This is a genomic window from Pseudomonas sp. SG20052 (assembly GCF_031766055.1).
Taxonomy (GTDB): domain Bacteria; phylum Pseudomonadota; class Gammaproteobacteria; order Pseudomonadales; family Pseudomonadaceae; genus Aquipseudomonas; species Aquipseudomonas mandelii.
Window position 1 is genome coordinate 1,967,617 of the sequence record NZ_CP134498.1, and the last position, 26,200, is coordinate 1,993,816.

General features: G+C 58.2%; 26 protein-coding genes and 1 pseudogene. 9 read left to right on the forward strand and 18 right to left on the reverse strand.

What is annotated here, in order from left to right; genetic code table 11:
- Positions 1-44: 44 nt before the first annotated feature.
- The 8 genes and pseudogenes from RHP74_RS08990 to RHP74_RS09025 form a co-directional block, all read right to left on the reverse strand.
- Entirely contained in the window at positions 45-3,701 is a 3,657-nt protein-coding gene (locus tag RHP74_RS08990; protein WP_311098980.1) for a transporter substrate-binding domain-containing protein, read from the reverse strand.
- Between the two features lie 8 nt (positions 3,702-3,709).
- The gene (locus RHP74_RS08995) at positions 3,710-4,336 is read right to left on the reverse strand and encodes a response regulator transcription factor (RefSeq protein ID WP_010461270.1); all 627 of its coding nucleotides are present in this window, start codon (positions 4,334-4,336) and stop codon (positions 3,710-3,712) included.
- A 257-nt stretch (positions 4,337-4,593) separates the two neighbouring features.
- Positions 4,594-4,828: pseudogene (locus RHP74_RS09000) on the reverse strand (hypothetical protein).
- A 186-nt stretch (positions 4,829-5,014) separates the two neighbouring features.
- On the reverse strand, positions 5,015-6,346 hold the full coding sequence (locus RHP74_RS09005; protein WP_010461269.1) for a deoxyguanosinetriphosphate triphosphohydrolase: 1,332 nt from the start codon (positions 6,344-6,346) through the stop codon (positions 5,015-5,017).
- Positions 6,347-6,413: 67 nt separating this feature from the next.
- Complete coding sequence (locus RHP74_RS09010) at positions 6,414-7,577, reverse strand: EAL domain-containing protein (protein ID WP_169858169.1); 1,164 nt, start codon at positions 7,575-7,577, stop codon at positions 6,414-6,416.
- Positions 7,578-7,703: 126 nt separating this feature from the next.
- Positions 7,704-8,045: a hypothetical protein gene (locus tag RHP74_RS09015; RefSeq protein ID WP_010461265.1), complete on the reverse strand. Its 342-nt coding sequence runs from the start codon at positions 8,043-8,045 to the stop codon at positions 7,704-7,706.
- Positions 8,042-8,431, reverse strand: coding sequence for a phage holin family protein (locus RHP74_RS09020; protein WP_042932237.1), 390 nt, complete (start codon positions 8,429-8,431; stop codon positions 8,042-8,044). Before RHP74_RS09020 ends, RHP74_RS09015 begins: the two co-directional genes overlap by 4 nt.
- A gap of 1 nt (position 8,432) precedes the next feature.
- Entirely contained in the window at positions 8,433-8,747 is a 315-nt protein-coding gene (locus tag RHP74_RS09025) for a YqjD family protein (protein WP_010461262.1), read from the reverse strand.
- Positions 8,748-9,049: 302 nt separating this feature from the next.
- Between RHP74_RS09025 and RHP74_RS09030 the strand changes: the two genes are divergently transcribed.
- Positions 9,050-10,258, forward strand: coding sequence for an ammonium transporter (locus RHP74_RS09030; protein WP_010461260.1), 1,209 nt, complete (start codon positions 9,050-9,052; stop codon positions 10,256-10,258).
- A gap of 1 nt (position 10,259) precedes the next feature.
- On the opposite strand, the gene RHP74_RS09035 is transcribed toward RHP74_RS09030, so the two are convergent.
- The gene (locus RHP74_RS09035; RefSeq protein WP_010461257.1) at positions 10,260-11,972 is read right to left on the reverse strand and encodes a monovalent cation:proton antiporter-2 (CPA2) family protein; all 1,713 of its coding nucleotides are present in this window, start codon (positions 11,970-11,972) and stop codon (positions 10,260-10,262) included.
- A gap of 206 nt (positions 11,973-12,178) precedes the next feature.
- Between RHP74_RS09035 and RHP74_RS09040 the strand changes: the two genes are divergently transcribed.
- The 3 genes from RHP74_RS09040 (at position 12,179) to RHP74_RS09050 (ending at position 13,863) form a co-directional block, all read left to right on the forward strand.
- Positions 12,179-12,415 carry a glutaredoxin family protein gene (locus RHP74_RS09040; RefSeq protein WP_010461255.1) on the forward strand — a complete coding sequence of 79 codons (237 nt, stop codon included), beginning with the start codon at positions 12,179-12,181 and terminating at the stop codon, positions 12,413-12,415.
- Between the two features lie 168 nt (positions 12,416-12,583).
- Positions 12,584-12,901: a transcriptional regulator gene (locus RHP74_RS09045; protein WP_145308626.1), complete on the forward strand. Its 318-nt coding sequence runs from the start codon at positions 12,584-12,586 to the stop codon at positions 12,899-12,901.
- Positions 12,902-12,972: 71 nt separating this feature from the next.
- Positions 12,973-13,863 (forward strand): pseudouridine synthase, encoded by an 891-nt coding sequence (locus RHP74_RS09050; RefSeq protein ID WP_010461251.1) that lies wholly within the window; start codon positions 12,973-12,975, stop codon positions 13,861-13,863.
- 69 nt (positions 13,864-13,932) lie between these two features.
- On the opposite strand, the gene RHP74_RS09055 is transcribed toward RHP74_RS09050, so the two are convergent.
- Together RHP74_RS09055 and mobA are read right to left on the reverse strand one after the other, a co-directional pair.
- Positions 13,933-14,154, reverse strand: a complete 222-nt coding sequence (locus RHP74_RS09055) for a YgdI/YgdR family lipoprotein (RefSeq protein WP_010461249.1) — start codon at positions 14,152-14,154, stop codon at positions 13,933-13,935.
- Positions 14,155-14,230: 76 nt separating this feature from the next.
- Positions 14,231-14,833 (reverse strand): molybdenum cofactor guanylyltransferase MobA, encoded by a 603-nt coding sequence (gene mobA, locus RHP74_RS09060; RefSeq protein ID WP_010461248.1) that lies wholly within the window; start codon positions 14,831-14,833, stop codon positions 14,231-14,233.
- An 81-nt stretch (positions 14,834-14,914) separates the two neighbouring features.
- Between mobA and moaB the strand changes: the two genes are divergently transcribed.
- A complete protein-coding gene (gene moaB / locus RHP74_RS09065) occupies positions 14,915-15,454 on the forward strand; it encodes a molybdenum cofactor biosynthesis protein B (RefSeq protein WP_221108814.1) in 540 nt (179 codons plus the stop codon).
- Positions 15,438-16,664 carry a gephyrin-like molybdotransferase Glp gene (glp, locus tag RHP74_RS09070; protein WP_311098991.1) on the forward strand — a complete coding sequence of 409 codons (1,227 nt, stop codon included), beginning with the start codon at positions 15,438-15,440 and terminating at the stop codon, positions 16,662-16,664. The genes moaB and glp overlap by 17 nt, the downstream gene beginning before the upstream one ends.
- A gap of 66 nt (positions 16,665-16,730) precedes the next feature.
- Here the strand turns inward: glp and RHP74_RS09075 are convergent, their stop codons facing one another.
- Positions 16,731-17,039, reverse strand: coding sequence for a hypothetical protein (locus RHP74_RS09075; RefSeq protein WP_077747906.1), 309 nt, complete (start codon positions 17,037-17,039; stop codon positions 16,731-16,733).
- 323 nt (positions 17,040-17,362) lie between these two features.
- Here RHP74_RS09075 and yegS point away from each other — a divergent pair, with 323 nt between their 5' ends.
- Positions 17,363-18,280, forward strand: coding sequence for a lipid kinase YegS (gene yegS, locus RHP74_RS09080; RefSeq protein WP_010461241.1), 918 nt, complete (start codon positions 17,363-17,365; stop codon positions 18,278-18,280).
- Here yegS and RHP74_RS09085 read toward each other — a convergent pair.
- The 3 genes from RHP74_RS09085 to RHP74_RS09095 form a co-directional block, all read right to left on the reverse strand.
- A complete protein-coding gene (locus RHP74_RS09085; protein WP_010461240.1) occupies positions 18,264-18,923 on the reverse strand; it encodes a response regulator transcription factor in 660 nt (219 codons plus the stop codon). The genes yegS and RHP74_RS09085 overlap by 17 nt on opposite strands.
- The gene (locus RHP74_RS09090; RefSeq protein ID WP_042932235.1) at positions 18,920-19,813 is read right to left on the reverse strand and encodes a sensor histidine kinase; all 894 of its coding nucleotides are present in this window, start codon (positions 19,811-19,813) and stop codon (positions 18,920-18,922) included. The genes RHP74_RS09085 and RHP74_RS09090 overlap by 4 nt, the downstream gene beginning before the upstream one ends.
- Before the next feature lie 399 nt (positions 19,814-20,212).
- Positions 20,213-20,683, reverse strand: coding sequence for a hypothetical protein (locus RHP74_RS09095; protein ID WP_311100448.1), 471 nt, complete (start codon positions 20,681-20,683; stop codon positions 20,213-20,215).
- Between the two features lie 462 nt (positions 20,684-21,145).
- On the opposite strand from RHP74_RS09095, the gene RHP74_RS09100 reads away from it, so the two are divergent.
- Complete coding sequence (locus RHP74_RS09100) at positions 21,146-22,081, forward strand: chemotaxis protein CheV (RefSeq protein ID WP_010461233.1); 936 nt, start codon at positions 21,146-21,148, stop codon at positions 22,079-22,081.
- A 199-nt stretch (positions 22,082-22,280) separates the two neighbouring features.
- Positions 22,281-23,087: an MOSC domain-containing protein gene (locus tag RHP74_RS09105; RefSeq protein ID WP_077747902.1), complete on the forward strand. Its 807-nt coding sequence runs from the start codon at positions 22,281-22,283 to the stop codon at positions 23,085-23,087.
- Positions 23,088-23,159: 72 nt separating this feature from the next.
- Here the strand turns inward: RHP74_RS09105 and RHP74_RS09110 are convergent, their stop codons facing one another.
- From RHP74_RS09110 to RHP74_RS09120, 3 genes are all read right to left on the reverse strand, one after another.
- Positions 23,160-23,444 carry a pyrimidine/purine nucleoside phosphorylase gene (locus RHP74_RS09110; RefSeq protein ID WP_010461229.1) on the reverse strand — a complete coding sequence of 95 codons (285 nt, stop codon included), beginning with the start codon at positions 23,442-23,444 and terminating at the stop codon, positions 23,160-23,162.
- A 61-nt stretch (positions 23,445-23,505) separates the two neighbouring features.
- Positions 23,506-24,054 (reverse strand): exonuclease domain-containing protein, encoded by a 549-nt coding sequence (locus RHP74_RS09115; protein WP_311098995.1) that lies wholly within the window; start codon positions 24,052-24,054, stop codon positions 23,506-23,508.
- Positions 24,055-24,125: 71 nt separating this feature from the next.
- Positions 24,126-26,087 carry an acetyl/propionyl/methylcrotonyl-CoA carboxylase subunit alpha gene (locus RHP74_RS09120; protein ID WP_311098997.1) on the reverse strand — a complete coding sequence of 654 codons (1,962 nt, stop codon included), beginning with the start codon at positions 26,085-26,087 and terminating at the stop codon, positions 24,126-24,128.
- Positions 26,088-26,200: the final 113 nt, after the last annotated feature.

The following is a 26,200-nucleotide window of genomic DNA, read 5'->3' on the forward strand; positions in this document are numbered from 1 at the left end:
GTCTCTCCATGATGTTTAACACACTGCTCAGCGTCCAAGCATAGTTAAGGCTGCATCATTCTGCTTTTCTCGTTGTGGCCTATCTGTTGCTCCAAAGCCTGTTCCAATGCCTGCTCCAGTTCGACCATCGCCTGGTCCATGGCCTTGGTGCAATTGACGACTGCTTCAGGGGGGAGCACGTCATGACAGGCGTTTTCCAGCGCCTCGCAGCTGTCGATCAATCGGCAAGCCTGGACGATTCGCGCAGCACCCTTGATTTTGTGGGCCACCTCGATGAAAGCCTGCCGATCTTCCGTGGGGGACAACGCCAGCAACTCTTGCCGATCCAGACGATTGCTGTTCAGCAGTTCGGACAACAGGCGCCGATCCAGTGTCGGGCTGCCACCCGTCAGCAGATGCAGCCCTTCAAGACTGAAGGCCGGGGTGCGGACCGTTGGCGCAACGCCTTCAACCCACTGACTCAAGGCTGTCAGGCTCAGGGGTTTGAACAGGCAGTCGTCCATTCCGGCTTGTCTGCAGCGTTGTATTTCTTCCGGTTGTGCGTTGGCGGTGAAGCCCAGCACGGTACAAGGCCGGCTCTGCGTTTGCTGTTCATGTTGGCGAATGGAGCGAGCCAGTTCGTATCCATCCATGATCGGCATGTTGCAATCGACGATCACCAGATCGAACACGTTGTCCTTCCAGGCCTTCAACCCCGCTTCGCCATCCGGTGCGGCGCTGTAGCGATGCCCCAGGAACTCCAGTTGCTGACACATCAGCAAGCGATTGGCGGGATGGTCGTCGACCACCAGGACGTTCAGCACAGCCGAGGTCGGGTGAAGGGACGGTTCAGCGGTTTTCGACACCCGCTCGGCTGGCAGTGTTGCAAGGTTCAGCGAGATCCTGACCTGAGTGCCGATACCAGCCTGGCTGCTCAACTGCAGGTTGCCGCCCATCATCTCGCACAGATTGCGGCTGATCACCAGACCAAGCCCTGCGCCGCCTCTGGCTGCCTGCGCGGAATGATCGGCCTGGGCGAAAGGCTCGAACAAACGCCGTTGGTCCTGTTCGCTGATCCCGACCCCACTGTCCTGAACCTGTAACTGCAACAGCACCCGGCCGGGTTCGTCGGTCGGATGCAGTTCGACCACAATCCGGACCTGACCCTGTTCGGTAAATTTGATGGCGTTGCTGACGAGGTTGGACAGCACCTGCTTGAAGCGCATTGGGTCCAGCAGGACATCGGAGGGTGGTTCTGCCGGGTTGAAGTCCAGCCGCAGGCGCAGATTTTTCTGGCGGGCCAGTCCGTCGAAAATCCGCACCACCGACGCCACGGTTTCTCTCAGGTTGACGCGTTCCGGGCTCAGGCTCAGGCGACCGGATTCAATTCGCGCAATATCAAGAATGTCCCCGATCAGGTTCAGCAGGTCTTTCGCCGAGTGGTAGGCCACGTCAATGGCCGGGCGATCCGGGTGGCTGTGATCGATACGCTTGAGGGTCAGTTCGAGCATGCCGATGATGGCGTTCATCGGCGTGCGGATTTCATGGCTCATGGTCGCCAGAAAGGTGCTTTTGGCACGGTTGGCTTCATCCGCACGCTCTTTCGCGGCACGCAGGTCGTCGAACAGTTGTCGGCGTTCGCTGATGTCGATCCAGCCGCCAATGATGCCTTGTACTTCACCGCTGGAGTCCCGGTAGGGAAGTATCCAGTGATAAATCGTCAGTGTGCGGCCACCGATATGCAATGGCCGATCGAGAATCAGCGGAGTTCCTTCGGCCACGACGCGTTGGTAATCCGCCTGGTATTCCTGGGCTTCAAATGAGTTGCTCAAGCTGCCCTGCATGACGTTTTTACCAATCACGTCTTCGCGTTTGGCGCAGAAGACCTCCAGGTAACTGTCGTTACAGCTTTGCAACAAGCCCTGGCGATCGCGCACGTAGATGGGATGAGGCGTGCCGTTGACCAGCGATCCCATGAACTCGAGTTGGTCGTTCAGGGCGAGCTCGGCGGCCAGGCGCTGATTGATCTGGCGACGCATGTAAGCGTTCCAGGTCATGGACATCAGCAGCAGCACGCCGACACCCAGAACGATCTGATAGAACACTCGGTGATAGTTGCGCCAGGTACTTTGCGAGGCAGACGAGTAGCCTTGCCAGCGGCTGTTGATAATGCCCAGCTCTTCCGGCGCGATGCTCAGCAGGGCCTTGTCGAGGATCGAACCCAGCTCTTTGGCGTCGCGCCCGGTCGCCAGGGAGAACGCGGCTTGCCGGGTACCGATAGTGGTGCTGATTTGAAGTGCGTGCTCGAAGATTCGCGATGAGATGAAATAGTTGGCAATCACTAATGAGCTCACCGTCCCTTGCGCCTGACCCTCGGCGAGCAATTCCACGGCGCTGAAGGTGTCCGGCGTTTCGATCAGATGGATTCGCGGGAACTCGCGGCGCAGGTAATCCGCCATAGGATTGCCTTGGGCGATGGCCAGGCGCTTGTCCGTGAGTTGCGTCAGATTTGACGGGCTGTCGGCAGCTTTGCGAGTGAGCAGGACAAAGGAGTTTTCCAGATAAGGACGGCTGAAGTTCAGCATCGCTTCACGTTGAGTGCTGGGGAGCAGGGCGGCAATCAGGTCGGCCTGATGGCTGTTGACCTGCTCGATCATCTCGTCATCGTTACGGCTGCGATGGATCTCGAAGCGCAAACCGGTGCGCAATCTGATCAGTTCGAGCAAGTCGGCGGATACGCCCCGGAAGTTACCGTCGCTGTCGAAAAAGGTCAGCGGGGCCAACGCTTCGTTGACCACGACCCGCACGACGGGATGTTGCGCCAGCCAGCGTTGTTCACGGTCGCTGAGTTGCAGTTTCTGATCGGTGAGAAGAATGTCACTGCCCGCACTCCAGCGTTTGGCGATGTTTTCTCGCTCGCTGCCAGGGGTCCCTTTGAGGATGGCGTTGATGATCCCGAGCAGAGCCTGGTTGCCCTTGTGTACGGCGAAGCTGAAACCATGGGCCTCGTGTTTACCGAAGTTGGCCATGCGGATGTTGTTCAGATACCCCTTGTTGATGATGTAATGGGTTGAAATGGTGTCGCCCAGAAAAACATCGGCCTGGTCGAAAGCCACCGCATTGATTGCATTCTGGTAGGAGGGGTAGGAAGTGATGATCGCTTTCGGGTACAGGGCTTTGACTTCGTCCAGCGGCAAGTAGTGATAAACCATGCTCAGGCGCAGTCCGGCGAGCCCGTCGCTCAGGGATCTGGTTTCGCCTTCCCGTGTCACCAGAACCGGTTGATCCACGGCATAGGGCAAGGACAGCACGATGTCCGCATTGCGGGCTTCAAAACCATTGGCGCTGCCGAGCATGTCGACCTCGCCTTTTTCCAGGGCTTTGATCGCGTCTCCCCGGGAAACGTAGCGCTGGACCTTGACTGGCAGGCCGGTGGCCTTGCCCAGGATGCCCGCGTAATCAGCAGTGAAACCTTCGTAGTCGCGGCCGCTGATAGTCAGGTCGAAAGGAGGGTAGTCGGGGGCAGAGGTGCCCAGAATCAGTTCACGCTTATTGTTAAGCCATTGTTGTTGCGATTTATCCAGTTGGACTTCCATGTGTCCGGTCATTGAGCGACTGAGCAGAGTGTACTGCTCGCTCGCCGTCGGTGCCGCGTGCGCTGAGGTGCTCAGACATAAACCCGCGACCAGCGGTATCAGATAATCCATTAAACGACTGGGCATCCTGTTTCTCACACTAACGCGTTGCGTTTTGCCATATCAATGAGTTCAACGAGTGATTTGGCCTTGAGTTTTTGCATGAGACGTTTTTTGTAAGTGCTGACAGTCTTGTTGCTCAGGAACATGCCCTTGGCAATTTCCTTGTTAGTGCGGCCTTGGGCAAAAAGTTGCAATACCATCAGCTCTCTGTCATTGACTGACTTGAACAGTTCAAGGTCGGAATATCGCTCATCGTCAGCACGGACAGGATTCAAGGCCTGGCTGGGGAAATAGTTGTAACCTGATAGTACCGCTTTAATTGCGCTCACCAGTTCACTAAGGTCTTCCTGTTTGCATACATACCCGGACGCGCCGGATTGCATGCAGCGAATACCGAAAAGTGTCGGGCACTGGGCTGTTAAAACCAGCGTTTTCAGGGGGGTACTCATTGCGTTGAAGCGGGAGAGAACTTCCAGCCCATCCAGTTTGGGGATGCTGATGTCAAGAATGACCAGGTCTGGCATGCATTCACGAACCATCTGCATGGCATCGACCCCATTATCAGTTTCGCCGACGACTTTGTAACCCTCATGTTCGAGCAACATTCGGACGGCAAGACGGATGACAGGGTGATCGTCGACAATAAAAACGGAGTTCATAATCAAATCCCATACGCGCTCAAATAAAGCGCGCACCTTAGCTCAGATAGTTGAGGGGGGGATCAACTGACAGGCCTGTAGTGGCAATATAAGATAAATCCTACAATCGAAGAAGAATCGGACTACGGATCAACTAGGTTTTGCATGAGGATCAGTCAAGGTGTTGTATGTGCGTTTGGTGGGTCGGACAGATTGATTTGAAATGGATTAGATTGTTGTTTAAATGTCTTTTAGTGTGTCTTTGTTTGGGAGAGTTTTTACAGTGAAATCAAGGTCAATAAGTTTCTAAGGTCTGATTGTTTCAGGGGTTTTATCAAATAGCCCAACAAGGGCAGCCCGTGTTCGACGGCTATTCTTTCAAGAGCGTCCAGTTCAATGGATGTCAGACTACTCAGCACAATGGCCTGTCTGATCATTCCCATTTGGCTGGTTGGCCCTGAGCTGGAAGGGGTGGTCTTCCACCAGCAAGATGCGCCAATCGTGTTCAGACATGGGTTTTTTCATGCTTCATCTGTCGAGCAGAGGGCGCGTGATTGTTTCGCGATCGGACCGTTCATTCGATCAGTCGGCTCTGCACAGGGTGTAGGGCGATTCTGCTGACGCGCGGATTGAAACGAGAAATGCGCAGAACGTCGATCAGCCGGTCAGGAGGCCCTGACGCGGCTGAACGATGCACGGTTATCCGTGGCTTGAGCGACCGGTCATTTCCAGTGCCATTTGACTGGCATAGCTGTCGGTCATGCCGGCGATGAAGTCGATCATTCTCAGGAACGAGGTGTGTAAAGGACCATGAGGATCAGGCGCATTGTTGCCTAGCAGGTCGAGGATGCGCCGGCTCTTGAAGGACGGTGTTCGACCGTTGTGTTGTTCCAGTGCTGCGCCACAGAATGCGTTGAGGAGGATTTCGAGGGTGGTATAAGCGCCGATTTCGTGCAGCGTCTTGCGCTTGTCCTGGAAGATCTTTTTGCGCGCCATGTCTTTGGCATTCAAGACGCAGCGCTTGGCCGGACCATGCATGTGCTCCACCAGATCGCCGGGCAGCGTGCCGGCCAGCAGCGAGTCCTGTTGCTCGACGAAGGCCCGGGCGGCGGCATTGGTCAGGTGCTCGATGGCCTTGCCCCGCAGGATCGCCAGTTTACGCCGACGCGAATCCAGCGGGCCCAGTTGGCGATAGGTTTCCGGGAGATCATCACCCACCAGGTCGAGCAGCAAAGACTCGACTTCGGCGTACTCCAGCAAGTCCATTTCCAGGCCATCTTCCAGATCGATCAGCGCGTAACAGATATCGTCCGCAGCCTCCATCAGGTACACCAGTGGATGGCGTGCCCAGCGCTGTTCCTCCAGTTGCGGCAGGCCGAGCTTAAGGGCGATCTGCTCCAGCAACGGCAGTTCGCTCTGATAGCAGCCGAACTTGTGCTTTTTGTAGCCCAATGAATCGGCGTGCTTTGCCGTCCACGGGTATTTCAGATAAGTGCCCAGCGTGGCGTAGGTCAGCCGGGTGCCGCCGTCGAATTGATGGTATTCGAGCTGGGTGAGCACCCGGAAGCCTTGGGCGTTGCCTTCGAAGTTCAGGAAGTCATTGCGTTCGACGTCGCTCATGGCGTCCAGCCAGCCACGGCCGGCGGCCTGCTGGAACCAGTGACGGATCGCGTCCTCGCCGGAATGCCCGAAGGGTGGGTTGCCGATGTCATGGGCCAGGCAAGCCGATTGCACCACCATCCCCAGGTCGCTCGGTTCGCACCAGTCGGGCAAGGCGCTGCGAATGGTCTCACCGACGCGCATGCCCAGCGATCGACCCACACAGCTGACTTCCAGCGAGTGGGTCAGGCGTGTGTGGATGTGATCGTTGCTGGTGACCGGGTGGACCTGAGTCTTGCGCCCGAGGCGGCGAAAGGCACCCGAGAAGATGATGCGATCGTGGTCTTTGTGAAAAGGGCTGCGGCCGAGTTCTTCCGGGCTGTGCAGAGGCTTTCCGAGGCGTTCGCGGGTAAGCAGGGTTTGCCAATCCAAGGCTGGACTCTCCGTCAGGTGACTGAGCCTCTAGCTTCCGGGTTCGTGCCTGCGCCTGCAAGCGGTACTAGAGCCCGGCGGCGTCGATGTCGATGAGCAGCAGTCGCTCGCCGTTGTCGAAAAATTGCCCGGCGGTGAGGCAATACTGATTGCTGGTGGCATCGCGGTAGGTCGTGGACAGTGTCAGGCGCCGCTCTTCCCAGCCCTCGGCCAGCAACTGATAGAAATAGGGTCGCCACGACCAGTTATGACCCAGGTAGCGGTTATCGGACTCCCAGCCGTTGTTGCGCCATTCCAGATTGGGCGTCAACTGGGTGCCGTGACGGTCGCATTGATAGAAGCGCAATAGCCATGGAAACGCCTGCAGCTGTGGCAGGGCGCTCAGCGGCGCACGGGCCAGGGCCCAGGCTTGCAGGATCGCCATCAATTCGCAGAGTTGCTGGCGCATGATCATCAGTCGACCGCGTTCGCCCAGTTTCTGCTGAACATAACGCTGGCGCAGTTGCGCGAAACGTTCGACAAAGGCGTCGGTGGCGAAGAAGTCCTCCTGCGCCCGGGCAAAGAGAAATCCTTGTACGTAACGCGAGCCGCACTCCAGGGCGAAATTGAGCTGATCTTCGGTTTCCACCCCTTCGGCAATGATCCAGCACCCGGTTTTCTCGGCCATTTGCGCCAGGGCTTTCACCACGTCGCTACTGGGGCCGCCCAATGCCGCGGCCTGGAACAGTCGCATATCGAGCTTGAGAATGTCCGGTTGCAGGGCCAGCACGCGATCAAGTTGCGAGTAACCGGCACCAAAATCATCGATGGCGATCCGTGCACCGGCGTGTCGATAGCGTGCCACGACGTCGGCCAGGCGCTGGATGTCGCCCCCCAGTTCGGTGATCTCGAAGACGATGCGTTGCGGATCGACGTTGTGTCGGCTCAATTGCTTGAGGCTCGGTAGAGCCTGGTCCGGCCGTAAGCGGTTGATCCAGCGCGGTGATATGTTCAGGCTCAGAAACCAGTCCGATGGCGCTTCATGCAAACGGCTCAGCGCGTTATCGCGGATCTGCCGGTCAAGGCGACGAAGGGCGATGGCGGGTGTTCGCGGGTCGGCGAACAACGGCCCCACCGAAGCCAGTTGACCGTCGGCCTGTCGCAGTCGACCCAGCGCTTCCACACCCGCGATACGGCCTGTGGCGGTATCGATAAATGGCTGAAAGCAGGCGAGCGGTTGCCCGTCGATCACGAGGCCTCCTTAGTAAGGTCTTGTTTTTGGATTGAGCTGTTCGCCGGGTAGGCACACAGGATTGAACCTCTCGATAAAGAGGTTAATCCCGGTGGTGTTGCAAGAATGCAGCCAGATAGTGGCTATTCAGTCTTTGCGCGAAGAACCCTGCATGACCAATTTGATCAGGGGGCCCAGCGTTGTGCCTAGGCGAACCAGCCGGGTCAGGCTGCCGGTACCGCCGTTCTTGGCACCTTTACCGGTTAGAAAACCGAGCAGCGTCACGGCGGCCATGCCCCAGAGCGGGGCGTGCTTGATGCCGAAGCCATCGTGCAGGTTTTTCGTCATCCCGCGTACCCGCTGCAGGGGTTGCAGCAATTGCGCGGATTCGTGACGGATTTCCTGGCGATGCATTTCCATGCGCAGGCGTATCAGCGCCTTGCGCATTTCGGTGCGAGAGCTGTTATGGGGCAATTCAGGCAGGCTCATGGCAGCAGGCGCTCCCTATCGTTGGCCAATTCTTCCAGGGTGCCGTGGAAGGGTGAGGACTCATCGAAAATCGCTGCTTTCAGGCGCATGGCGCAAAAAACTGCAGCCAGGGTGTAGAACACACAGAGTCCGATGATCGCTGGCAGACGGTAGGTGTCCCAGAACAGAATCAGCACCAGCGTCGACAAGCCCACCAGCAACAGCAACGCAAAGACCAGCGCCAGGCCTGCAAACAGCAACAGGCTTACGGTGCGCGCTTTCTGTTCCTGCAACTCGATGCCGAACAGTTCGACATGGCTGTGCAACAGTCCAAGAAAAGCGGCACCCAGGCGCCGCGATGAAGAGCTTGTGCCCGTCGCGGACGAGCTGGATTCACCGATAGACATATCAGCGCCGAGTGGCCAGCAGGCCAATCAGAAAACCGACACCCGCCGCAATCCCGACCGATTGCCATGGATTGGTCTGCACGTAATCTTCGGCAGCGGTAACGGCAGCCTGGCCGCGTTCGCGCAGGGAGTCTTCGGTCAGCTTCAACGTTTCGCGGGCACGCAGCAGACTGTCGTGGATCTGGGCGCGCAGTTCATCGGCCTGATCGCCAGCCAGGGTTGCGGTGTGTTCCAGCAACCGCTCGGTGTCGTTGACCAGAGTCTGAAAGTCGTTCATCAGGATATCTTGAGCAGTCTTTGCTTTGATGCGGGCCATTGGTGATCTCCGTAATTGGCTTCTGAAGCGTTCGAGTATGAGCGTTATGTGAAGGTTCAGTACAAATGACTGGTACAACTTTTGCTATGTCATGGTGCATCAGCCCGCGCCGTTGCGCTGTTGCCGGGCATGATTTCAGGAAAACCCTGATTCAAACAATTAAAACTCGCGTCTAGGTTTCAGCCTTGTGCGCCAAAGCGGTTCATGGGGATCAATGCCTTGATCCTGCGAGCCGCAACTTGGTGCACAAATTCTCTGCGCGAACCGCTTTGGTGCCTTTTAGCCTTCAGGTCTGCCAACCCATGGAAAATCTGCAAAGCGCTGTGGACAGTCTGGTCCATAGCTCCAATACGTTGTTCATTCTTATCGGTGCGGTCATGGTTCTGGCCATGCACGCCGGTTTTGCCTTTCTTGAAGTCGGCACGGTTCGACAAAAGAATCAGGTCAACGCCTTGTCGAAGATTCTCAGCGACTTCGCCATTTCGACCCTGGCCTACTTCTTTATAGGCTATTGGATTTCCTACGGGGTCACCTTCATGCAACCAGCGGCGGTGATCAATGCGGATCATGGCTACGGGCTGGTTAAGTTTTTCTTTCTGCTGACCTTCGCGGCGGCGATTCCGGCGATCATTTCCGGAGGCATTGCCGAGCGCGCCAGATTCGTTCCGCAGTTGTGTGCGACGGCGCTGATCGTGGCGTTCATCTACCCGTTCTTTGAAGGCATGATCTGGAACGGCAACTTCGGGCTGCAAGCCTGGTTGCTGGAACAATTTGGCGCCAGCTTCCATGACTTCGCGGGCTCGGTCGTGGTCCACGCCATGGGCGGATGGCTGGCCCTCGCGGCGGTGTTGTTGCTCGGCCCCAGGCAAGGGCGTTATCGCGAAGGGCGGCTGGTGGCGTTCGCACCGTCGAGCATTCCCTTCCTGGCATTGGGTTCGTGGATCCTGATCGTCGGTTGGTTTGGCTTCAACGTCATGAGCGCCCAAACGCTGCAAGGCGTCAGCGGATTGGTCGCGGTGAACTCGCTGATGGCCATGGTCGGCGGCACCGTGGCGGCACTGATCGTCGGACGCAACGACCCGGGGTTTCTGCATAATGGTCCACTGGCCGGGTTGGTGGCGATCTGCGCAGGTTCCGACCTGATGCACCCGGTGGGCGCGCTGGTCACCGGTGTGATCGCCGGGACCCTGTTCGTCTGGTGCTTCACCGCGGCTCAAGTCAAATGGCGCATCGACGATGTGCTGGGTGTCTGGCCGTTGCATGGTTTGTGTGGTGTCTGGGGAGGACTCGCCTGCGGCATCTTCGGTCAGAGTGCATTGGGTGGTCTGGGTGGGGTGAGCCTGATCAGCCAGTTGATCGGCACCTCGTTGGGTGTGATCGTCGCGTTGCTCGGTGGTTTTGTGGTGTACGGCGGGATCAAGGCGTTGCATGGTCTGCGCCTGAGCCAGGAAGAGGAGTATTACGGTGCGGACTTGTCGGTGCACAAGATCGGCGCCGTGAGCCAGGACTGATTCACTTTTCTTCATCGTCGCTCCCGGGATAAAAACCGTGCAGCAGACGATAACGATCATGCCGTATCTGGTCGGCCCGCTCCTGTACCTGATGCGCGGGTAAACCCAGCATGATCAGGGCGTGGGAGGCGAGCATCAGGCTCGATTCCAACAGCTCGGGCACGACTTCGCTGGCGCCGGCCGCTTTCAACTCGGTCAGTTGGCTGTCGTCTCGAGTGCGTACCAGGATCGGAATCTTCGAGTTCAATCGGCGCGCTTCCTGGAGAATCAAGAGCGCGATGTCGGTCTGGTCCACGGCAATCACCAGCAGCCTGGCCCGCGCCAGCCCGACCGCGAGCAGCAGTTCACCGCGCCGCGAGTCGCCGTAATGCACACAGGTTTCATCCACGGCAGCTTCCTGGACACGCACCGGATCGGTGTCCAGCGCAAGGTAAGGTTGGCGCGCGTTGCGCAACGCGCGGCCGATCGACTGACCCACGCGACCGTAGCCACAAATCACAACGTGGTTGTGCAAGTCGGCGTTAAGCGCGCTGATTTCTGCCAGTTTTGCTTCTTCGTTGGGCTTGCGATGCAGGCGTGTCGCAATGTGGGGGGCGGCGCGCAGCAACAACGGTGTCACCAGCATCGAGCAGAATGTCGCGGCCAGCAGAAGACCTCCGAAGTCGGCAGGCATCAGTTTGTTTTGCTGCATCTGCGCCATCAAGGCAAAGCAGAACTCGCCACCCTGAGCCAATGCAAGGCCGCTGCGCCAGGCGGTTTCGCCGTCGCTGCCGCGCCATTTGACCAGCAGCGCGACCACTGTGCCCTTGATGAGCAGTAACCCAAGCGTCAGGCCGAGAACCATAAGGCCGTGGCTGACAAACAGCTGCAAGTCGATCAGCATGCCGATGCTGACGAAAAACAACCCGAGCAAGATGTCGCGGAACGGTCGGATGTCCGCCTCGATCTGGTGCCGATAGTGGCTTTCCCCCAGCAGCATGCCGGCGAGAAATGCACCCAGGGCAGGGGAGAGACCGAGCAGGTGAGTCAGCCACGCGGTCAGCAAAACGATGACCAGCGCCAGCAGCACGAACAGCTCCGGGGAGCGGGCGGCGGCAACTTCATGGAACAGGCGGGGCAACAACCATCGACTGGCCAGCAGCAAACCACCGAACAGCACCAGGGTCTTGCCCAGCGTCAACGGCAATGCCCAATACCAGGCTTGATCGCTGTTGCCGGCGAACACCGGCACCAGGGTCAGCAACAGCACCGCCACCACATCCTGGAACAGCAACACGGCGATGGCATTCTGGCCGTGACTGCTGAATATCTCGCCGAGGCTGCTCAGCTCCTTGCTGACTATGGCCGTAGAAGACAGCGACAGACCGGCACCGAGTAACAACGCGGGCGTCGTCGGCATGCCGAACAGCATCAGCAATGCCCCCATCAAAATCCCGGACACCAACACTTGCAGGCTACCAAGGCCGAACACCACCCGACGCAGCTCGATCATCTTCGACAGGGAAAACTCCAGCCCAAGGGAGAACAGCAGAAACACCACGCCCAACTCGGCCAGGTCCGGCAACTCTTCGCTTTCATTCACCCAGTTGAACGCCGTCGGCCCGATCATCAGCCCTACGCACAGATAGCCCAGCACCGGAGGCAAACGCAGGCGCTGGAACAATGCAATCACCACCAGGGAGGAGGCGAGTATGATCAAGAGGTTGGCGAACACGAAAAACTCCGGTGAGGGGCTGGCTACTCAAGCGTAGAAGTAAAAAAAACCTGAGCATCACGTAATTGGCCGCTGGAGCGACTGATATGCGTCAGGGTTTTACCGCCGCCCATTGCGATTTGTGCTCAAGGGCAGAAAATTCACCGGCTCGACGGCTTTTCGGAGCAAGCCTAGAATAGGTTCTTAATTTTTTAGGTTGAGCGCTCATGCTTCCTGAATGTCAGTTGTTCGGCACCCTTGGGTGCCACCTCTGTGAAGTGGCCGAAGCCATGCTGATGGAGTTTGTCGAACGTGGTCTGCTGGTGGAGCTGGTGGATATCGCTGAAGATGAAACATGGTTTGAAGCTTACAGCCTGCGTATCCCGGTGCTACGGCGGGTCGATACCGGCGCTGAACTGGGCTGGCCATTCAATGCCGACGAGGTGGTGGCGTTCCTGCGTTAAGCGGTTTTGTGGTTGGCGATGTCCCGTTTGTCGAACTTTGCGAATGATCCCCTTGGCTTAACCGATGCTCTTCGGATACTGTATGCGCATACAGTTATTCGTAATATTGCCGTTCGCCCCTGGTTTTCAGGTTCGAGCAGGCAGTACCGGGCGTGAGAGGGGAAGATCGTGGTCAATGTCGAACAATTGAAAAACAGCGTGAACCGGATGTCGGTTGATGTTGTGCGCGAGGCGGTCCTCGAATTGCGTCTGGATGGTCTGGTCACGGAAGGAAAAACACCCTTCAACAAACTGCACTTCAACACCTGCTTTGCCGAAATCGAAGCGTTGTTCCAGCGCGCGGGTTATCACCGCCAGCTCGATGTCGTGGGTTATCAGGGCTTGTTGTACGCGCTTTATGATCCAGGCCGCTGGGAAGCGGTCGATGTGCTGCGCTGGCTCAAGGAGTTCACCGAAGCGGCGGCGCGCAAGCAGATACCGGCGTGAGGATTCTCTTCTAGGTTCGTTCCGGCCACTGTTGGATAATGCTGGCCTGTATTGAGGGTCAGAGCGTTTGTATGTCCACTTCATCTTTTTCTGCTTCGCACAACCAGGCCAGCACGCTCTATTTGCCGCCGGGTCCGTGGCAGACCGTGCTCGATTGCCTGTGCGACCACTTCAGCGCTATTGGTCGTGAACAATGGCTGGACAGGATTGCTCGTGGTCGCGTGCTTGACGGGCACGGTCAACCGATCGCTCTGGATCTGCGTTACAAGGAAGGCCTGCGGATTCATTACTTTCGTGAGGTGCCGGACGAAAAACCGATCCCGGTGGTCGAGTCGATCCTGTATGCCGACGAGCATCTGGTGGTGGCGGACAAGCCGCATTTTCTGCCAGTGACGCCTGCCGGGGAATACGTGGAGCAGACGTTGTTGCGGCGGCTGATCCGTCGCCTGGATAACCCGAATCTTGTGCCTTTGCATCGCATTGACCGGCACACGGCGGGACTGGTGTTGTTCTCAGCGAACCCTGAGAGTCGCTCGGCTTACCAGTCATTGTTTCCTACACGGAATATCGAAAAACGCTACGAAGCAATCGCCCGCGCATTGCCTGAACTCACCTTTCCACTGGTTCATAAAAGTCGGCTGGTCGATGGCGAGCCATTCTTTCGCATGCAGGAAGGTCCGGGTACCAGCAACACCGAGACGGCAGTTGAGGTTCGTGAGAAAAACGGCGATCTCTGGCGTTATGGACTTTATCCAGTGACCGGCAAGAAACATCAGTTGCGGGTGCACATGACTGCTTTGGGCGCCAGTATCTGCAACGACCCGTTCTACCCGCAGGTGCTCAAGGATGTCGAGGACGACTATGCCAATCCCTTGAAGCTGCTGGCTCAGGGTTTGCGGTTTGTCGACCCGGTCACAGGCCAGCCACGTGAATTCGAGAGCACCATCACCCTGCAATGGTGATCACAGTGCATCAGGCACGAAAAAGCCCGCATCAAGCGGGCTTTTCTGTATCCGGTGGTGCCGTAACGATTACAACTCTTTAACGGTACGAACCTGATCTTTGTTGATGCGGGTGTGTTTGCCATCAAGCTGTTCGAACTCGTAGAAACCCGATTCGTCATCGTATTTTGGCGCGTCGACGGCCTGGATTTCGCGACCGTCATTCAAGGTGATCACTGTAGGCGATGCGCAACCGGCGAGGGTTGCAAGGCCCAGTGCGAGCATGAGAGTGGCGAGGGTCCGTTGAGTCATGAGTGTGTCTCCGAATATGAATTCTTTTGGTTACTGAGCTTGAGACGTATGCAACGCGCGCAAGTTCCTTCTCGTGTCAGTCTGACACAGTGTTGTGTGCACTTAACAGCTCCGGCGTGTTGAGGTTGGCCAGGCGAGGATCGTTATCGGGACATTGCAGGGCGGTAGCGCCCAATTTGCGCATGAGGCGTCCCGGACTGCGTTCGCCCTCATTCCAGGCTCTTTCAAACGCTGCCGAAAGCGCCACCGGGATGATGCACAGCAACGGCTCCCAGTGTTCGTTATGGCGCAGCATCAGCGGTTTGTCCGGATGCTGGCGGGCGGTTTCGCGCATGCTCTGGAGCAGGGCCGCATCGATGCGCGGCACATCGCACGGCAACACCAGCAGACAGGCGTGGCGGGCGGCCCTGAGGCCGGCGCGAATACCGGCCAAGGGTCCCGGGAAGTCGCCTTCATCGTCATGGACCAACTGGTCGGCAAAAGGCGCATATTTTTCCAGGTTCCTGTTGCAGGAGATGATCAGATCATCACTCAGCGCGCGGGTCTTGCGATGCAGGTGCGCGATCAGTGGCTCGCCATGCCATTCCAGCAAACCCTTGTCCTGGCCGCCCATGCGTTGGCCTCGACCACCGGCCAGGAGCAGAATGGAGCAGGGCGGCAAATGTGTACTCAAGGTCATGGCACGTCTCCATGGGGGCGGCGAAAAAACGGGGCGCTGTGATATAACACCGAGCTGTTTATCCTACAACTGGACGAGCCTATGAAAGCCAAGGCTGAAGTACCTTTCGCGCCGCTCAACATCGCGGTGTTGACGGTCAGCGATACCCGCACCCTGGAAACCGATACGTCAGGGCAGCTTTTCGTCGACCGCTTGAGCGCTGCCGGCCATAACCTGGCTGCTCGGGTTTTGCTTAAAGATGATCTCTACAAAATTCGCGCGCAAGTCGCCAACTGGATTGCCGATGATGTCGTGCAGGTGGTGTTGATCACCGGCGGTACCGGGTTCACGGGGCGCGACAGCACGCCGGAAGCGGTGAGCTGTCTGCTTGACAAGCAAGTCGACGGTTTCGGCGAGTTGTTCCGGCAGATTTCGGTCGCGGACATCGGCACTTCGACTGTTCAGTCCCGGGCCCTGGCGGGTTTGGCCAATGGCACGCTGGTCTGCTGTTTGCCGGGTTCGACCAATGCTGTGCGCACTGGCTGGGATGGCATTCTCGCCGAACAGCTGGATTCGCGGCACCGTCCCTGCAATTTCGTCGCTCACCTTAAACAGGCGGCACCTTGTGAATCCCGTGGGTAAGCCCGGCAAAGCCGGTAGCTTGATGGCGGTCGAAGTCGCGCTGGCGCGTTTGCTGGAAATGGCTGAGGCATCAACGATAGGTGAGCGTGAGCGCTTGCCGTTGGCACAGGTTGAAGGTCGCATACTGGCCGATGACCTGGTCTCGACGCTTGATCTGCCGCCATGGCCGAACAGTGCCATGGACGGCTATGCCTTGCGCGTCGCTGACTGGACGGGCGAACCCTTAATGGTCAGTCAGAAGATTTTCGCCGGCCAGGCACCCGGACCATTGAAGCCAGGTACCTGCGCCCGAATCTTTACCGGTGCGCCTGTACCGGCAGGTGCCGATTGCGTCGAGATGCAGGAGAACGCCGAGGTTCAGGCGGACGAGCGCGTTCGTTTTATCGAGGCAATGACCCCGGGTCAAAATATTCGCCCGCAAGGCCAGGAAACTACCGTTGGCGAAATTGTTTTGCCGGCGGGCACCCGTCTGGGACCTATCGAGCAGGGCCTGGCGGCGTCGCTGGGATGTGCTGAGCTGAACGTGGTTCGCAAGGTTCGTGTCGCAGTCCTGTCAACTGGAGATGAATTGATAGAGCCGGGCCAGCCCCTCGGGCCGGGACAGATTTACAACAGTAATCGCGTGTTGCTGTGCAGTTGGTTACAGCGCTTGGGCTGTGAAGTGATCGATGCCGGAATTCTTCCCGATGATTTAGCGGCCACTCGCGCCCGCCTTGGGGAATTGAAGGATGTCGATTTGATCCTTTCTACCGGCGGCGTGTCGGTGGGAGAAGCCGATTTTCTGGGCATTGCCTTGCGCGAAGAGGGCGAGTTGACCCTGTGGAAACTCGCCATCAAACCAGGCAAGCCGCTGACGTTCGGTCATTTTCGCGGCGTCCCCGTGATTGGTTTGCCCGGCAACCCTGCGTCGACGCTGGTTACATTTGCCTTGTTGGCCAGGCCCTATCTTTTGCGCCGCCAGGGTGTGAAAGAGGTCGAGCCATTAAAGTTTCAGGTGCCTGCAGGATTCGACTGGCCAAAGGCTGGTAATCGCCGAGAGTATTTGCGTGGGCGCCTGGAGAATGGTCGGGCAATCATCTACAAGAATCAGAGCTCCGGGGTGCTCCGCAGTGCCGCTTGGGCTGATGGTCTGGTTGAAGTACTGGAAGACCGCACGTTGATCGAAGGCGATGACGTGAACTTCATTCCGCTGAGCGAAGTCCTGAGCTGATTCTGGCGAAAGTCTTGTCACGCAAGCCCGGTAGATCTTGCCGGAGCTTGCGTGTATGGCTAGCGTTTAACGAACCAGAAGTGACACGACCTGATCAAAGCGGCTGTTGGCGACCCAGCCCAGCAGCCCCAGGACCACGGCTGTTCCACCCGCAGAATAGGCCAGCCTGTGTTTGATGGATTTAACATCGCCACGGACCTCTTCCATGTCTCTTCGGATGTATTTGAGGTGTGTCTCGAGTTCAATGACGCGAGGTTCCATATCAACTCCTCCGGCGGTTTTTGCGCTGTTATTGAATTCAGCCTGATGATTGGCGCGATTGCCTGCCGATGGCGCGACCTGACTGATCGGTAACCTGATGTCATGGCTTTGCATGGGCTGAAACGCTCCTTGCCTTCAAGCCCTTTGGATGGCCGACACTGGTGTTGATTGCGCTTTGTGTGGCCCTTGAAGAAGGTCTACTCATGGTTTTCACATCCCTGTGTATTGAATGTTGATGACTGATGCCGCGGACCTCAAGGTGTACCAATCGCCAAGGTTGGTCAATTGAGCCGATTCCGTACATGTTGTAAGAAAATTTCCCGCGCTGTAGGACCACAAGGCTGTACGGCTCAAAAAAATTCAAATCCCTGCGACTTTTATAGGCGGTGGTGAGGTCAACATCTCTCATACGGAGTCCAAACATGGGAGCGGCAATAATGAGTGAGCGCAAAGCGCTGTTGATTCTGCATGGCAAGCAGGCGCTCAACGAGGAGGTCCGTGCGGCCGTCGACGTTAAACGCCAGCAGGGCTGGGAGTTGGCCGTCCGACTGACCTGGGAGGCGGGTGACGCGCAGCGGCTGGTGGAAGAAGCCTTGAGCGCGGGCTATACGCAACTGATTGCCGGCGGCGGTGATGGCACCTTGCGTGATATCGCTGAGGCCATGGCAGCGCATTCGACGCAGGCCAGTCTGGTGCTGATGCCGCTGGGCACCGCGAACGATTTTGCGCGTGCCGCCGGTGTGCCGCTCGAACCCGCTCTGGCGCTGGACCTTCTGGAGGTTGCACCGCAAGCGATCGATCTGGGCGAGGTGGGCGGTCAAGTCTTTCTGAACATGGCCACCGGCGGCTTTGGCAGTCAGGTCACGGCGAATACCTCGGAAGACTTGAAGAAAGTCCTCGGGGGCGCGGCGTATCTGTTCACCGGGTTGTCGCGCTTCAGCGAACTGCATGCTGCCTACGGCGAGTTGCAGGGGCCGGACTTTCATTGGAGTGGTGAGCTTTTGGCGTTGGGTATCGGCAATGGCCGGCAGGCTGGCGGTGGTCATGTACTGTGCCCGGAGGCGCTGGCTGACGATGGGCTGCTGGATATCAGCATTTTGCCGGCGCCGCAGGAAGTGGTCGGTACGTTGAAAACGCTGCTGGCCGATGGCTTCGGCATCGACAACATGTTTGTGCGAGCTCGCCTGCCATGGGTCGAGATCAAAGTTGCGGAAGGCCTCTACATCAATCTGGATGGCGAACCTATCGAGGGCGAGAGCCTGCGATTCTCGGCGCGTCCAGCGGCATTGCGCGTGCATTTGCCGCAGAATTCGCCTCTGCTGAGCGCTTCGAAAACGGTCAGTCGTCCAGGCTGATGATTTGCTCGCGCACGGCAAACAGCACCAGGCCGGCCACGTCGTAGATCTGCAGGCGCTTCATGATCTGCGAGCGGTGGGTTTCAACGGTTTTGATGCTGAGGCCCAGGCCATTGGCGATTTCCCGGGTGGATTTGCCCCGAACAATCAGTCGCAGGATTTCCAGCTGGCGGGCCGTCAGGTTGTGTGAGTCCGCAGCCTCGGGTTGATGCTTCTGGTTACGGATCAGTGCCTGGTTGATAACTGTGTGGGCAATGGCCGGGCTCAGGTAACGCTCGTTGTTGCGCAAGGCATCCAGGGCATGTTCCAGCTCGGTGGCCGTGGTGTCTTTGAGTAAATAGCCATGAGCACCGGACTCAAGCGCCTGCATGATCAGGGCCGGGTCGGTGTGCATCGACAGGATCAACACCTTGCTTTGCGGGCGGACCTGCTTGAGTCGCTGCAAGGCTTCAAGGCCGCCGGTCTGCTTCATGGAGATATCCAGCAGAACGATGTCAGGGGACAGCTTCTCGACCATCTCGAGTAGCTGCGAGCCGTCATTGGCCTCACCAATGACCGCGTAGCCGGGAATATCCAGCACCAGAGCGCGCACGCCTGCCCTGATAAGCGAGTGGTCATCCACCAGAAGTAAGTTACAAGTCAATGCATAACCTTATTCGTACTGGCCCGTTCGAGCGCACGGGGCGCCCAGGGAAAGAGTGCTTCGATTTGAGTGCCTTTGCCCGGCTCGCTGGTCACGACCAGGGTACCGCCCAGTTGATCGATCCGTTCCACCATCCCGGCCATCCCGCGTTGCCCCTCTCGACCGGGGTCTGCGGCTGGTGCGAACCCCAGGCCGTCGTCGCTGATCAGCAGCGCCAAACCCTGGGGCATGCGTTGCAGGCGGATCAGCAGGTTATTCGCTTCGGCATGGCGAAGAATATTGGTCACCGCTTCCTGGGTGATTCGAAAGGCGGCCACCGCCATTTCTTCCGGTATGCCGGTCAGGCGTTGATGGCATTCCAGGCTCCAGTGAATTGAAGTATTGGCCAGGGTCTTGAGCAAATGCGCACGCAGGCTGGCTTCAAGTCCGAGGCTGGCCAACTGCCTGGGATTGAGAATGGCCGAGACATCGCGAACCTTGGCAAGGGTTTCGTCCAGTGTGTCGCAGAGCACCGTGCACTGGCCTTGCATGTCTTCAGGCATCCGGCGTTTGAGCCATTCACTTTGAAGTTTTGCCGCGGTCAGCAACTGGCCGATGTCGTCATGTAGTTCCCTGCTGAGACGATGACGTTCATTTTCCTGGACCTCAAGTAGACGATCGGCTAGTTCTTGTGGCTGAAATTTTATTGATTTGCTCGACAGGAAATGTTGTACCCATACGCAGCCAAGTGCCGCCATGTTCAGTACCAGCAGACTCATCGGCACTGAAGCAGACAAGCTGAAAACCAGCAGGCTGCCGAGTGCCGAGGCGGTGCACAGCAAAAGCGTTAACCGCCGCGCATTTTTTTGGGAGGGGAGCCGTGGGGTGAATGACTTGAGGCTGGCGTACATAGCGGATGGAGCCAATGGATGTTCGCTGCGGGCAGACCGGCCATCGTGGATGACGGGTCTCTGTCTGAAATCTGTAGTGACTCGTCTCTAGCCGTGCAATCCAGGGCGGGGGCTGACAGCACCTTCAAATTCGGCCTGCACTCGTCTGGAGTCACTTTGACATTAGAATGGCGTCAACTAATGGTCGGCATAATACCATTTAAGCTACCGTTGGTCGCGTTCGGTATATATGTCTATTCAGTCAGGAATTAGGGGTTTCGGACGATAGTTCCATAATGGAAAAAGTTTAACGGAGGGAATAGTTATTTGTATCGAGCTGTCGTTGACATGAGCACACCCCAATTAATGAGCAGCATCATGACAATGATATTACGCAATAAGGCTTGGTTATCTGGCGGATTAAGCCTGCCGCTCCGAATAGGAAACAAGCGTGAAGGGTTTGGAATTAACCGGAGGCTGGAAATGACTTTGTCCGACCTGAAACGCAAAGGCTTCAATCAGGGAAGTCTGTTCACTTTCATCCAGGCTGAGTTGGCCGGTGGTCTGATCGATGAGTTCGAGTTGCCAGGCCATCAACGTAAAGCAGTCCTTCAACGCACACAGGGCCTGGTCGTGCAGTTCCATGTGGCCTTGTGCGTGGTTCAACAAGCCATGGATGTGCAGCGAAAATTCAGAAACCGCCTCCAGGGCCAGGGCATCCGCCTTACTCGCTAATTTAAGCAGGCTGCTGAGCATGCAATCGATTGCGTCTTTGTCATTGCTGATCAACTGCAGATGGCTAAGGCACTCTTCCGATTTGGCCAGGAGTGTTTCAGCCTCGACGAGGAACTCCGGAAAGCGCTGAGCCCACTGTTTAGTGTCGTTCGGCATGCTTATCTCCACAACGTCATGTCAAATGAGGGGATGTCGTGTGTGTCGACGAAGACGTCCAGCGTCCCGGCGCTGCCGTGCCGGCATGAGATCGCGCTCCGGCTGGCCTGGGCGCAGGCTGGGGAACTCGAGAGGGTGGATGGCCACTTACCTGCGATCGCACACAAAAGCCTGACTCCGTTCATGCAATGAGAATGGCGTCACATTAATGGCTATTGGATATTGCGAATATCAGGTTGGGCCTGATTGTTACTAGGGGAATCCCTTATACAGGGGAACCTAACGTGCAAACCGAGGTCGCGCCGCAGGGGATGAAGCAGATGAAATCGCAGCGCCAGTAAAGCATGATGTTAATGTGACATCAATGCCCGATCATGGCATTTTGTCTCAGGGTCAAGGTCTGGCCAAAACTGCCGATAACCCTCTTTAGTGAATTCATCAGAACAAGCCCAGGAGTCATTAATGGCCGGCATTCTCGACACGGTAGACCAACGCACACAACTGGTGGGTGAGAATCGCCTGGAAATTCTCATGTTCCGGCTGGCCGGTCGGCAATTGTTCGCGATCAACGTCTTTAAAGTGCAGGAAGTGTTGCAACTGCCGAAGCTGACCCTAATGCCCCAGCGCCATCCGTTTGTCTGCGGCGTGGTCAACTTGCGTGGGCAGACGTTGCCGGTGATTGACCTGTCCCAGGCCATCGGCATGCGTCCGCTGGTGCCTGGCCCTACCAGTACGATCATCGTCACCGAGTACAACCGTTCAGTGCAGGCGTTCCTGGTTGGCGGCGTAGACCGCATCGTCAACATGAACTGGGAAGCCATTCTGCCGCCGCCGGCCAGCGCCGGCCGCCAGCATTACCTGACCGCCATCAGCAAGGTCGACGATCAGTTGGTGGAAATCATCGACGTCGAAAAAGTCCTGGCCGAAATCGTGCCGTACAACGCCAAGGTCTCGCGCGAGAAACTCGACGACCCGGTGCTGGAGCGCGCCCGTGGTCGTGAAGTGCTGTTGGTGGATGACTCCAACGTTGCCCTGTCGCAACTGCGCGACACCCTGGGCCAGTTGGGCGTGAAGATGCACATCGCCAGCGACGGCTTGAAGGCGCTGAACATGCTCAAGGCCTGGGCCGATACGGGCGTGTCGATGACCGACAAACTGCTGATGGTCTTTACCGACGCGGAAATGCCGGAAATGGACGGCTATCGCCTGACCACCGAAATCCGCAACGACCCGCGCTTGCGTGGCCTCTACGTGGTGCTGCATACGTCGCTGTCGGGCAGTTTCAACGACTCTATGGTCAAGAAGGTCGGCTGCGACAATTTCCTCTCCAAGTTCCAGCCCGACAAACTCGTCGACGTGGTGCGTCAGCGCCTGATGCTCGACGAAGTGCCGGCCTGACACGATTTAGGCTGCACACGATCAACCTGTAGCGAGCCTGCTCGCGAAGAAGCCATCACTGTCAACATTGATATTGGCTGATACATCGCCTTCGCGAACAGGCCCGCCCCCACAAGGTAAACAGAGATCGGTTTTCTGCCTTTGATTCGGCGACCAAGCTCGTATAGGGTGGCATTTTTTGCCCACCAGGGAGCTGGCCATGTTGCGTCTGAGCGCGCTTTACCGTTATCCGTTGAAATCCGGCAAGGCCGAGGCCCTGCAGCAGATTTGTCTCGACAAACTGGGGCTGGACGGTGACCGACGCTGGATGCTCGTGGACGAGGCCAATGGGCGCTTCCTGACCCAGCGCACGGTGGGGAAGATGAGCCAGCTGTCGGCGTTATGGAATGCTGACGGCGGCTTGACCCTCAGTGCACCCGGGCGCCCGGCAATCGATATTGCCTTGCCGGGCAGCGGCGCTGAACTGCGGGGCGTGACGATCTTCAAAGACAGCCTGCGCGTGCCCGATGCCGGCGATGAAGCCGGCGCCTGGGTCAGTGAGTTCATTGGAAAGCCGACGCGCCTGGTGCAAATTCCTCTGGATCGCGCGCGCACCACACAAGCGGGCTACGGCCGGAATGACGATCAAGTGGCGTTCGCCGATGGCTTCCCGCTGTTGCTGATCGGGCAGGCGTCCCTGGAAGACCTCTCGAAAAATGTCGGGCGCCCGCTGGAAATGCTGCGCTTTCGACCAAACCTGGTGATCGAGGGCAGCGAGGCGTTTGCCGAGGACAACTGGAAGCGTATTCGCATCGGGGATGTTGAGTTCCGCGTGGTCAAGCCCTGTTCGCGCTGCATCCTGACCACCATCGACCCGCAAACCGGTGAGCGCAGCAGTGATCGCGAGCCTCTGGCCACGTTGCAGAAATACCGTTCCCAGGCGGACGGTGCAATGTTCGGACAGAACCTGGTCAACGACAGCAATGGCCAACTTGAAGTCGGCATGCCAGTGACGATCCTGGAATAAACACACGAAATAAAAAATGCCCAGGTCCTAAGGGGCCCGGGCATTTTTTTGTCGCTGTGAAAACCCGGGGGTTTAGCCGCGGTATTCGCACAGGTAAGCGGTGTCGACGGCCACTTTCAGCTGGAACTTGCTGTTGGCAGGCACGTTGAACTGGCTGCCGGCGGCGAAGGTTTCCCAATCGGTGCTGTCAGGCAGTTTGACGGTGAGGGCGCCGGTCACCACGTGCATTATTTCACGCTGGCTGGTGCCGAATTCGTATTCGCCCGGAGCCATGACGCCGATGGTCGCAGGACCTTCAGCGGTGCCAAAGGCGATCGACTTGACGGTGCCGTCGAAGTACTCGTTGACTTTAAACATGGGCGATTCCTCGAAAAGGGCTAAAAAGGGCCGGCCAGTATGCACAAGGCCTTGAACGCCGTCACCTCTCTGGCGGGAGAACCTGTGGCAACAGGCGCGCCGTATTGCGCGCATCTTCCAGCGCCCGATGCTGTTGGCCATTGAACTGCATGCCCGCCAGTTGCAGCGCGCCGTTGAGCCCCAGCGGGCGTTCCAGGCGCCGGGCCTTGGCAAAGCGCTGTTTGAGATTCATGTGCGGCACTTTCTCAAGCACGCTGCACAGGTGCAGTCGCTGCCATTCCTGAAGCAGTTGCTTGCGATCGTAATCGCCCCAACTGGCCCAGCCCTCCAGTTCCGATTGATGGCGCACGAGCCATTGCTCGAATGACGGCCAGACCTCAACCAGCGTCTGCGCTGCGTCGACGTTGGCCTGAGTGATGTGCGTCAGCTCCCGGCAAAACGGCGTCAGCAAAGGCCGACGCAGTGGCCGAACGAAGCACTGGAAACAATCCACCTCGCGCCCTTTTCGGTCCACCAGGGTGGCACCGATTTCGATGATTTCCATTTCCGTAACTGGCCAGCCACCGTCATCGGTGGTGGCTTCCAGATCGATCACCAGCCAGTGAGGCATCGCAGGGTTCCTGGTATCCGCGTCCTGATAGGGCTTGAGCGTAGCCAAAGCCGGCGGATCCGCCTAGCGGCTTATTCGACCTCCAACAAAATTTGACGATTCTTGACCTGATCGCCGACTCGCACCTTCAAGCGTTTAAGCACGCCGTCGATCCCTGATTTGAGTGGGTGCTCCATTTTCATCGCTTCGAGCACCACCAGCAGTTGACCTTTGCTGACCGGGCTGCCCTCGCTGACCAGTACGTCGACGATCGCCCCGTCCATGGGGGCCTTGAGGGTGCCGGAGCTGACACTGGCCTGGCTGCTGACCAAGGCTTGGGTCCGATCGACCAGACGCAGGCTGCCGGGGCGGGTGAACAGCCAGAGTTGCCCGCCCGCGAGGCGGTAGGCATGGCGTTGGCGGATGCCGTCGATCATCAGGGTTGCCCAGTGCCCGTCGCACTGAATGACCTTCAATTCGAGGGTTCGGCTGCCGACTTGCAAGCGGTACGGTGAGTCAGGCGCTGCGTTCAGTTCCACTGGCCAGTCCTGATCCTCCAGGCCTATTCGCAGATGCAGGGGCACGCTGGCGTTGTTTCGCCAACCGGCCAGCGGGGCACGGTGAGCCTGCGCCGAGGCGTGAAAGAACAACGCCGCCGCAATGGCCAGTTCTTCGACGCTCGGCACCTTCGGATGCAGACAAGGATGGTCGGCGAAACAGCTCGGGATAAACCCGGTGCTGAACTCGCCGCTGATGAACTGCGGGTGTTGCAGCAGGCTGGCGAGCAAGTGCTGATTGCTTTGCACGCCCAGCAACACGCTGTCCTGCACCGCCCGCAGCAGTTTGCGCCGCGCTTCTTCACGGGTGGCTCCGTGGGCAATGATCTTGCCCAGCAGCGGATCGTAGAACGGGCTGATGTTCTGGCCTTCGATCAAACCGTGATCGATCCGCACACCGTCTTGCAACGCCAGCTCCCACGCCTCGACTCGCCCGGTTTGTGGCAAAAAGCCCTGGGCCGGATCTTCGGCGTACAAACGCACTTCCATGGCATGCCCGTTGAGCTGCACTTCTTCCTGGCTCAACGGCAGCGGCAGGCCCTCGGCGACGTGCAGCTGCCAGGCCACCAGATCAAGGCCGGTGATCAATTCGGTCACCGGGTGCTCCACTTGCAGCCGGGTGTTCATCTCCAGAAAGTAGAACTGCCCGCGCGCGTCCAGCAAAAACTCAACGGTGCCGGCGCCCACGTAATTCACCGCGCGCCCAGCCTTCAACGCCGCTTCGCCCATGGCCTGGCGCAACTCGGTGGTCATCACCGGGCAGGGTGCTTCTTCGATGACTTTCTGGTGGCGACGCTGGATCGAACAGTCGCGTTCGCCGAGGTAGATCAGGTTGCCGTGCTGGTCGCCGAACACCTGGATTTCGACATGGCGCGGATCGATCAGCGCTTGTTCGAGAATCAGTTCGTCGCTTCCAAACCCGTGCAGGGCTTCGGAGCGCGCGGTTCGCAGCTGTTCCAGCAAATCGTCGGCGCTGTGCACCAGGCGCATGCCGCGTCCGCCGCCGCCGGCGCTGGCCTTGATCATCAGCGGATAGCCGATGCGTGCGGCTTCGCGGCTCAGGGTCGCATCGTCCTGTTCGGCGCTCTGATAGCCTTTGATGCAGGGCACGCCGGCCGCGAGCATGGCGAGTTTCGACAGGCGCTTGCTGCCCATCAATTCGATTGCTTCGGGGCTCGGGCCAATGAAGGTGATGCCGGCGTTTTGGCAGGCGAAGGCGAATTCGGCATTTTCCGAGAGAAAGCCGTAGCCGGGGTGTATCGCGTCGGCACCGCTGCGCCGGGCGGCGTCGATGATCGCCGGGATGTTCAGGTAGGACTGCTGCACCGGGGCCGGGCCGATGTTGACCGCTTCGTCGGCCATTTGGACGTGCAGGGCGTCGGCGTCGGCATCGCTGAATACGGCGACGGTGCGGTAGCCCAGGGCGTGGGCGGTGCGCTGGATGCGGCAGGCGATTTCACCGCGGTTGGCGATGAGGATTTTGCTGAGTCCGGGCATGGGTTGTTCCCTTGTTATTGCGGTGAATGTGATGGCCTCTTCGCAGGCAAGCCTCGCTCCTACAGGTACAGCGATTGCCGCGGGATTGGGCTCGGCACAAAACCTGTAGGCGC

Coding starts and splice junctions, on each gene's coding strand:
- RHP74_RS08990 (WP_311098980.1), bottom strand. CDS start 3,701: ATGCCCAGTCGTTTAATGGATTATCTGATACCGCTGGTCGCGGGTTTA.
- RHP74_RS08995 (WP_010461270.1), bottom strand. CDS start 4,336: ATGAACTCCGTTTTTATTGTCGACGATCACCCTGTCATCCGTCTTGCC.
- RHP74_RS09015 (WP_010461265.1), bottom strand. CDS start 8,045: ATGAGCCTGCCTGAATTGCCCCATAACAGCTCTCGCACCGAAATGCGC.
- RHP74_RS09020 (WP_042932237.1), bottom strand. CDS start 8,431: ATGTCTATCGGTGAATCCAGCTCGTCCGCGACGGGCACAAGCTCTTCA.
- RHP74_RS09025 (WP_010461262.1), bottom strand. CDS start 8,747: ATGGCCCGCATCAAAGCAAAGACTGCTCAAGATATCCTGATGAACGAC.
- RHP74_RS09030 (WP_010461260.1), top strand. CDS start 9,050: ATGGAAAATCTGCAAAGCGCTGTGGACAGTCTGGTCCATAGCTCCAAT.
- RHP74_RS09040 (WP_010461255.1), top strand. CDS start 12,179: ATGCTTCCTGAATGTCAGTTGTTCGGCACCCTTGGGTGCCACCTCTGT.
- RHP74_RS09050 (WP_010461251.1), top strand. CDS start 12,973: ATGTCCACTTCATCTTTTTCTGCTTCGCACAACCAGGCCAGCACGCTC.
- RHP74_RS09055 (WP_010461249.1), bottom strand. CDS start 14,154: ATGACTCAACGGACCCTCGCCACTCTCATGCTCGCACTGGGCCTTGCA.
- mobA (WP_010461248.1), bottom strand. CDS start 14,833: ATGACCTTGAGTACACATTTGCCGCCCTGCTCCATTCTGCTCCTGGCC.
- moaB (WP_221108814.1), top strand. CDS start 14,915: ATGAAAGCCAAGGCTGAAGTACCTTTCGCGCCGCTCAACATCGCGGTG.
- RHP74_RS09075 (WP_077747906.1), bottom strand. CDS start 17,039: ATGCAAAGCCATGACATCAGGTTACCGATCAGTCAGGTCGCGCCATCG.
- yegS (WP_010461241.1), top strand. CDS start 17,363: ATGAGTGAGCGCAAAGCGCTGTTGATTCTGCATGGCAAGCAGGCGCTC.
- RHP74_RS09090 (WP_042932235.1), bottom strand. CDS start 19,813: ATGTACGCCAGCCTCAAGTCATTCACCCCACGGCTCCCCTCCCAAAAA.
- RHP74_RS09095 (WP_311100448.1), bottom strand. CDS start 20,683: ATGCCGAACGACACTAAACAGTGGGCTCAGCGCTTTCCGGAGTTCCTC.
- RHP74_RS09100 (WP_010461233.1), top strand. CDS start 21,146: ATGGCCGGCATTCTCGACACGGTAGACCAACGCACACAACTGGTGGGT.
- RHP74_RS09105 (WP_077747902.1), top strand. CDS start 22,281: ATGTTGCGTCTGAGCGCGCTTTACCGTTATCCGTTGAAATCCGGCAAG.
- RHP74_RS09110 (WP_010461229.1), bottom strand. CDS start 23,444: ATGTTTAAAGTCAACGAGTACTTCGACGGCACCGTCAAGTCGATCGCC.
- RHP74_RS09115 (WP_311098995.1), bottom strand. CDS start 24,054: ATGCCTCACTGGCTGGTGATCGATCTGGAAGCCACCACCGATGACGGT.
- RHP74_RS09120 (WP_311098997.1), bottom strand. CDS start 26,087: ATGCCCGGACTCAGCAAAATCCTCATCGCCAACCGCGGTGAAATCGCC.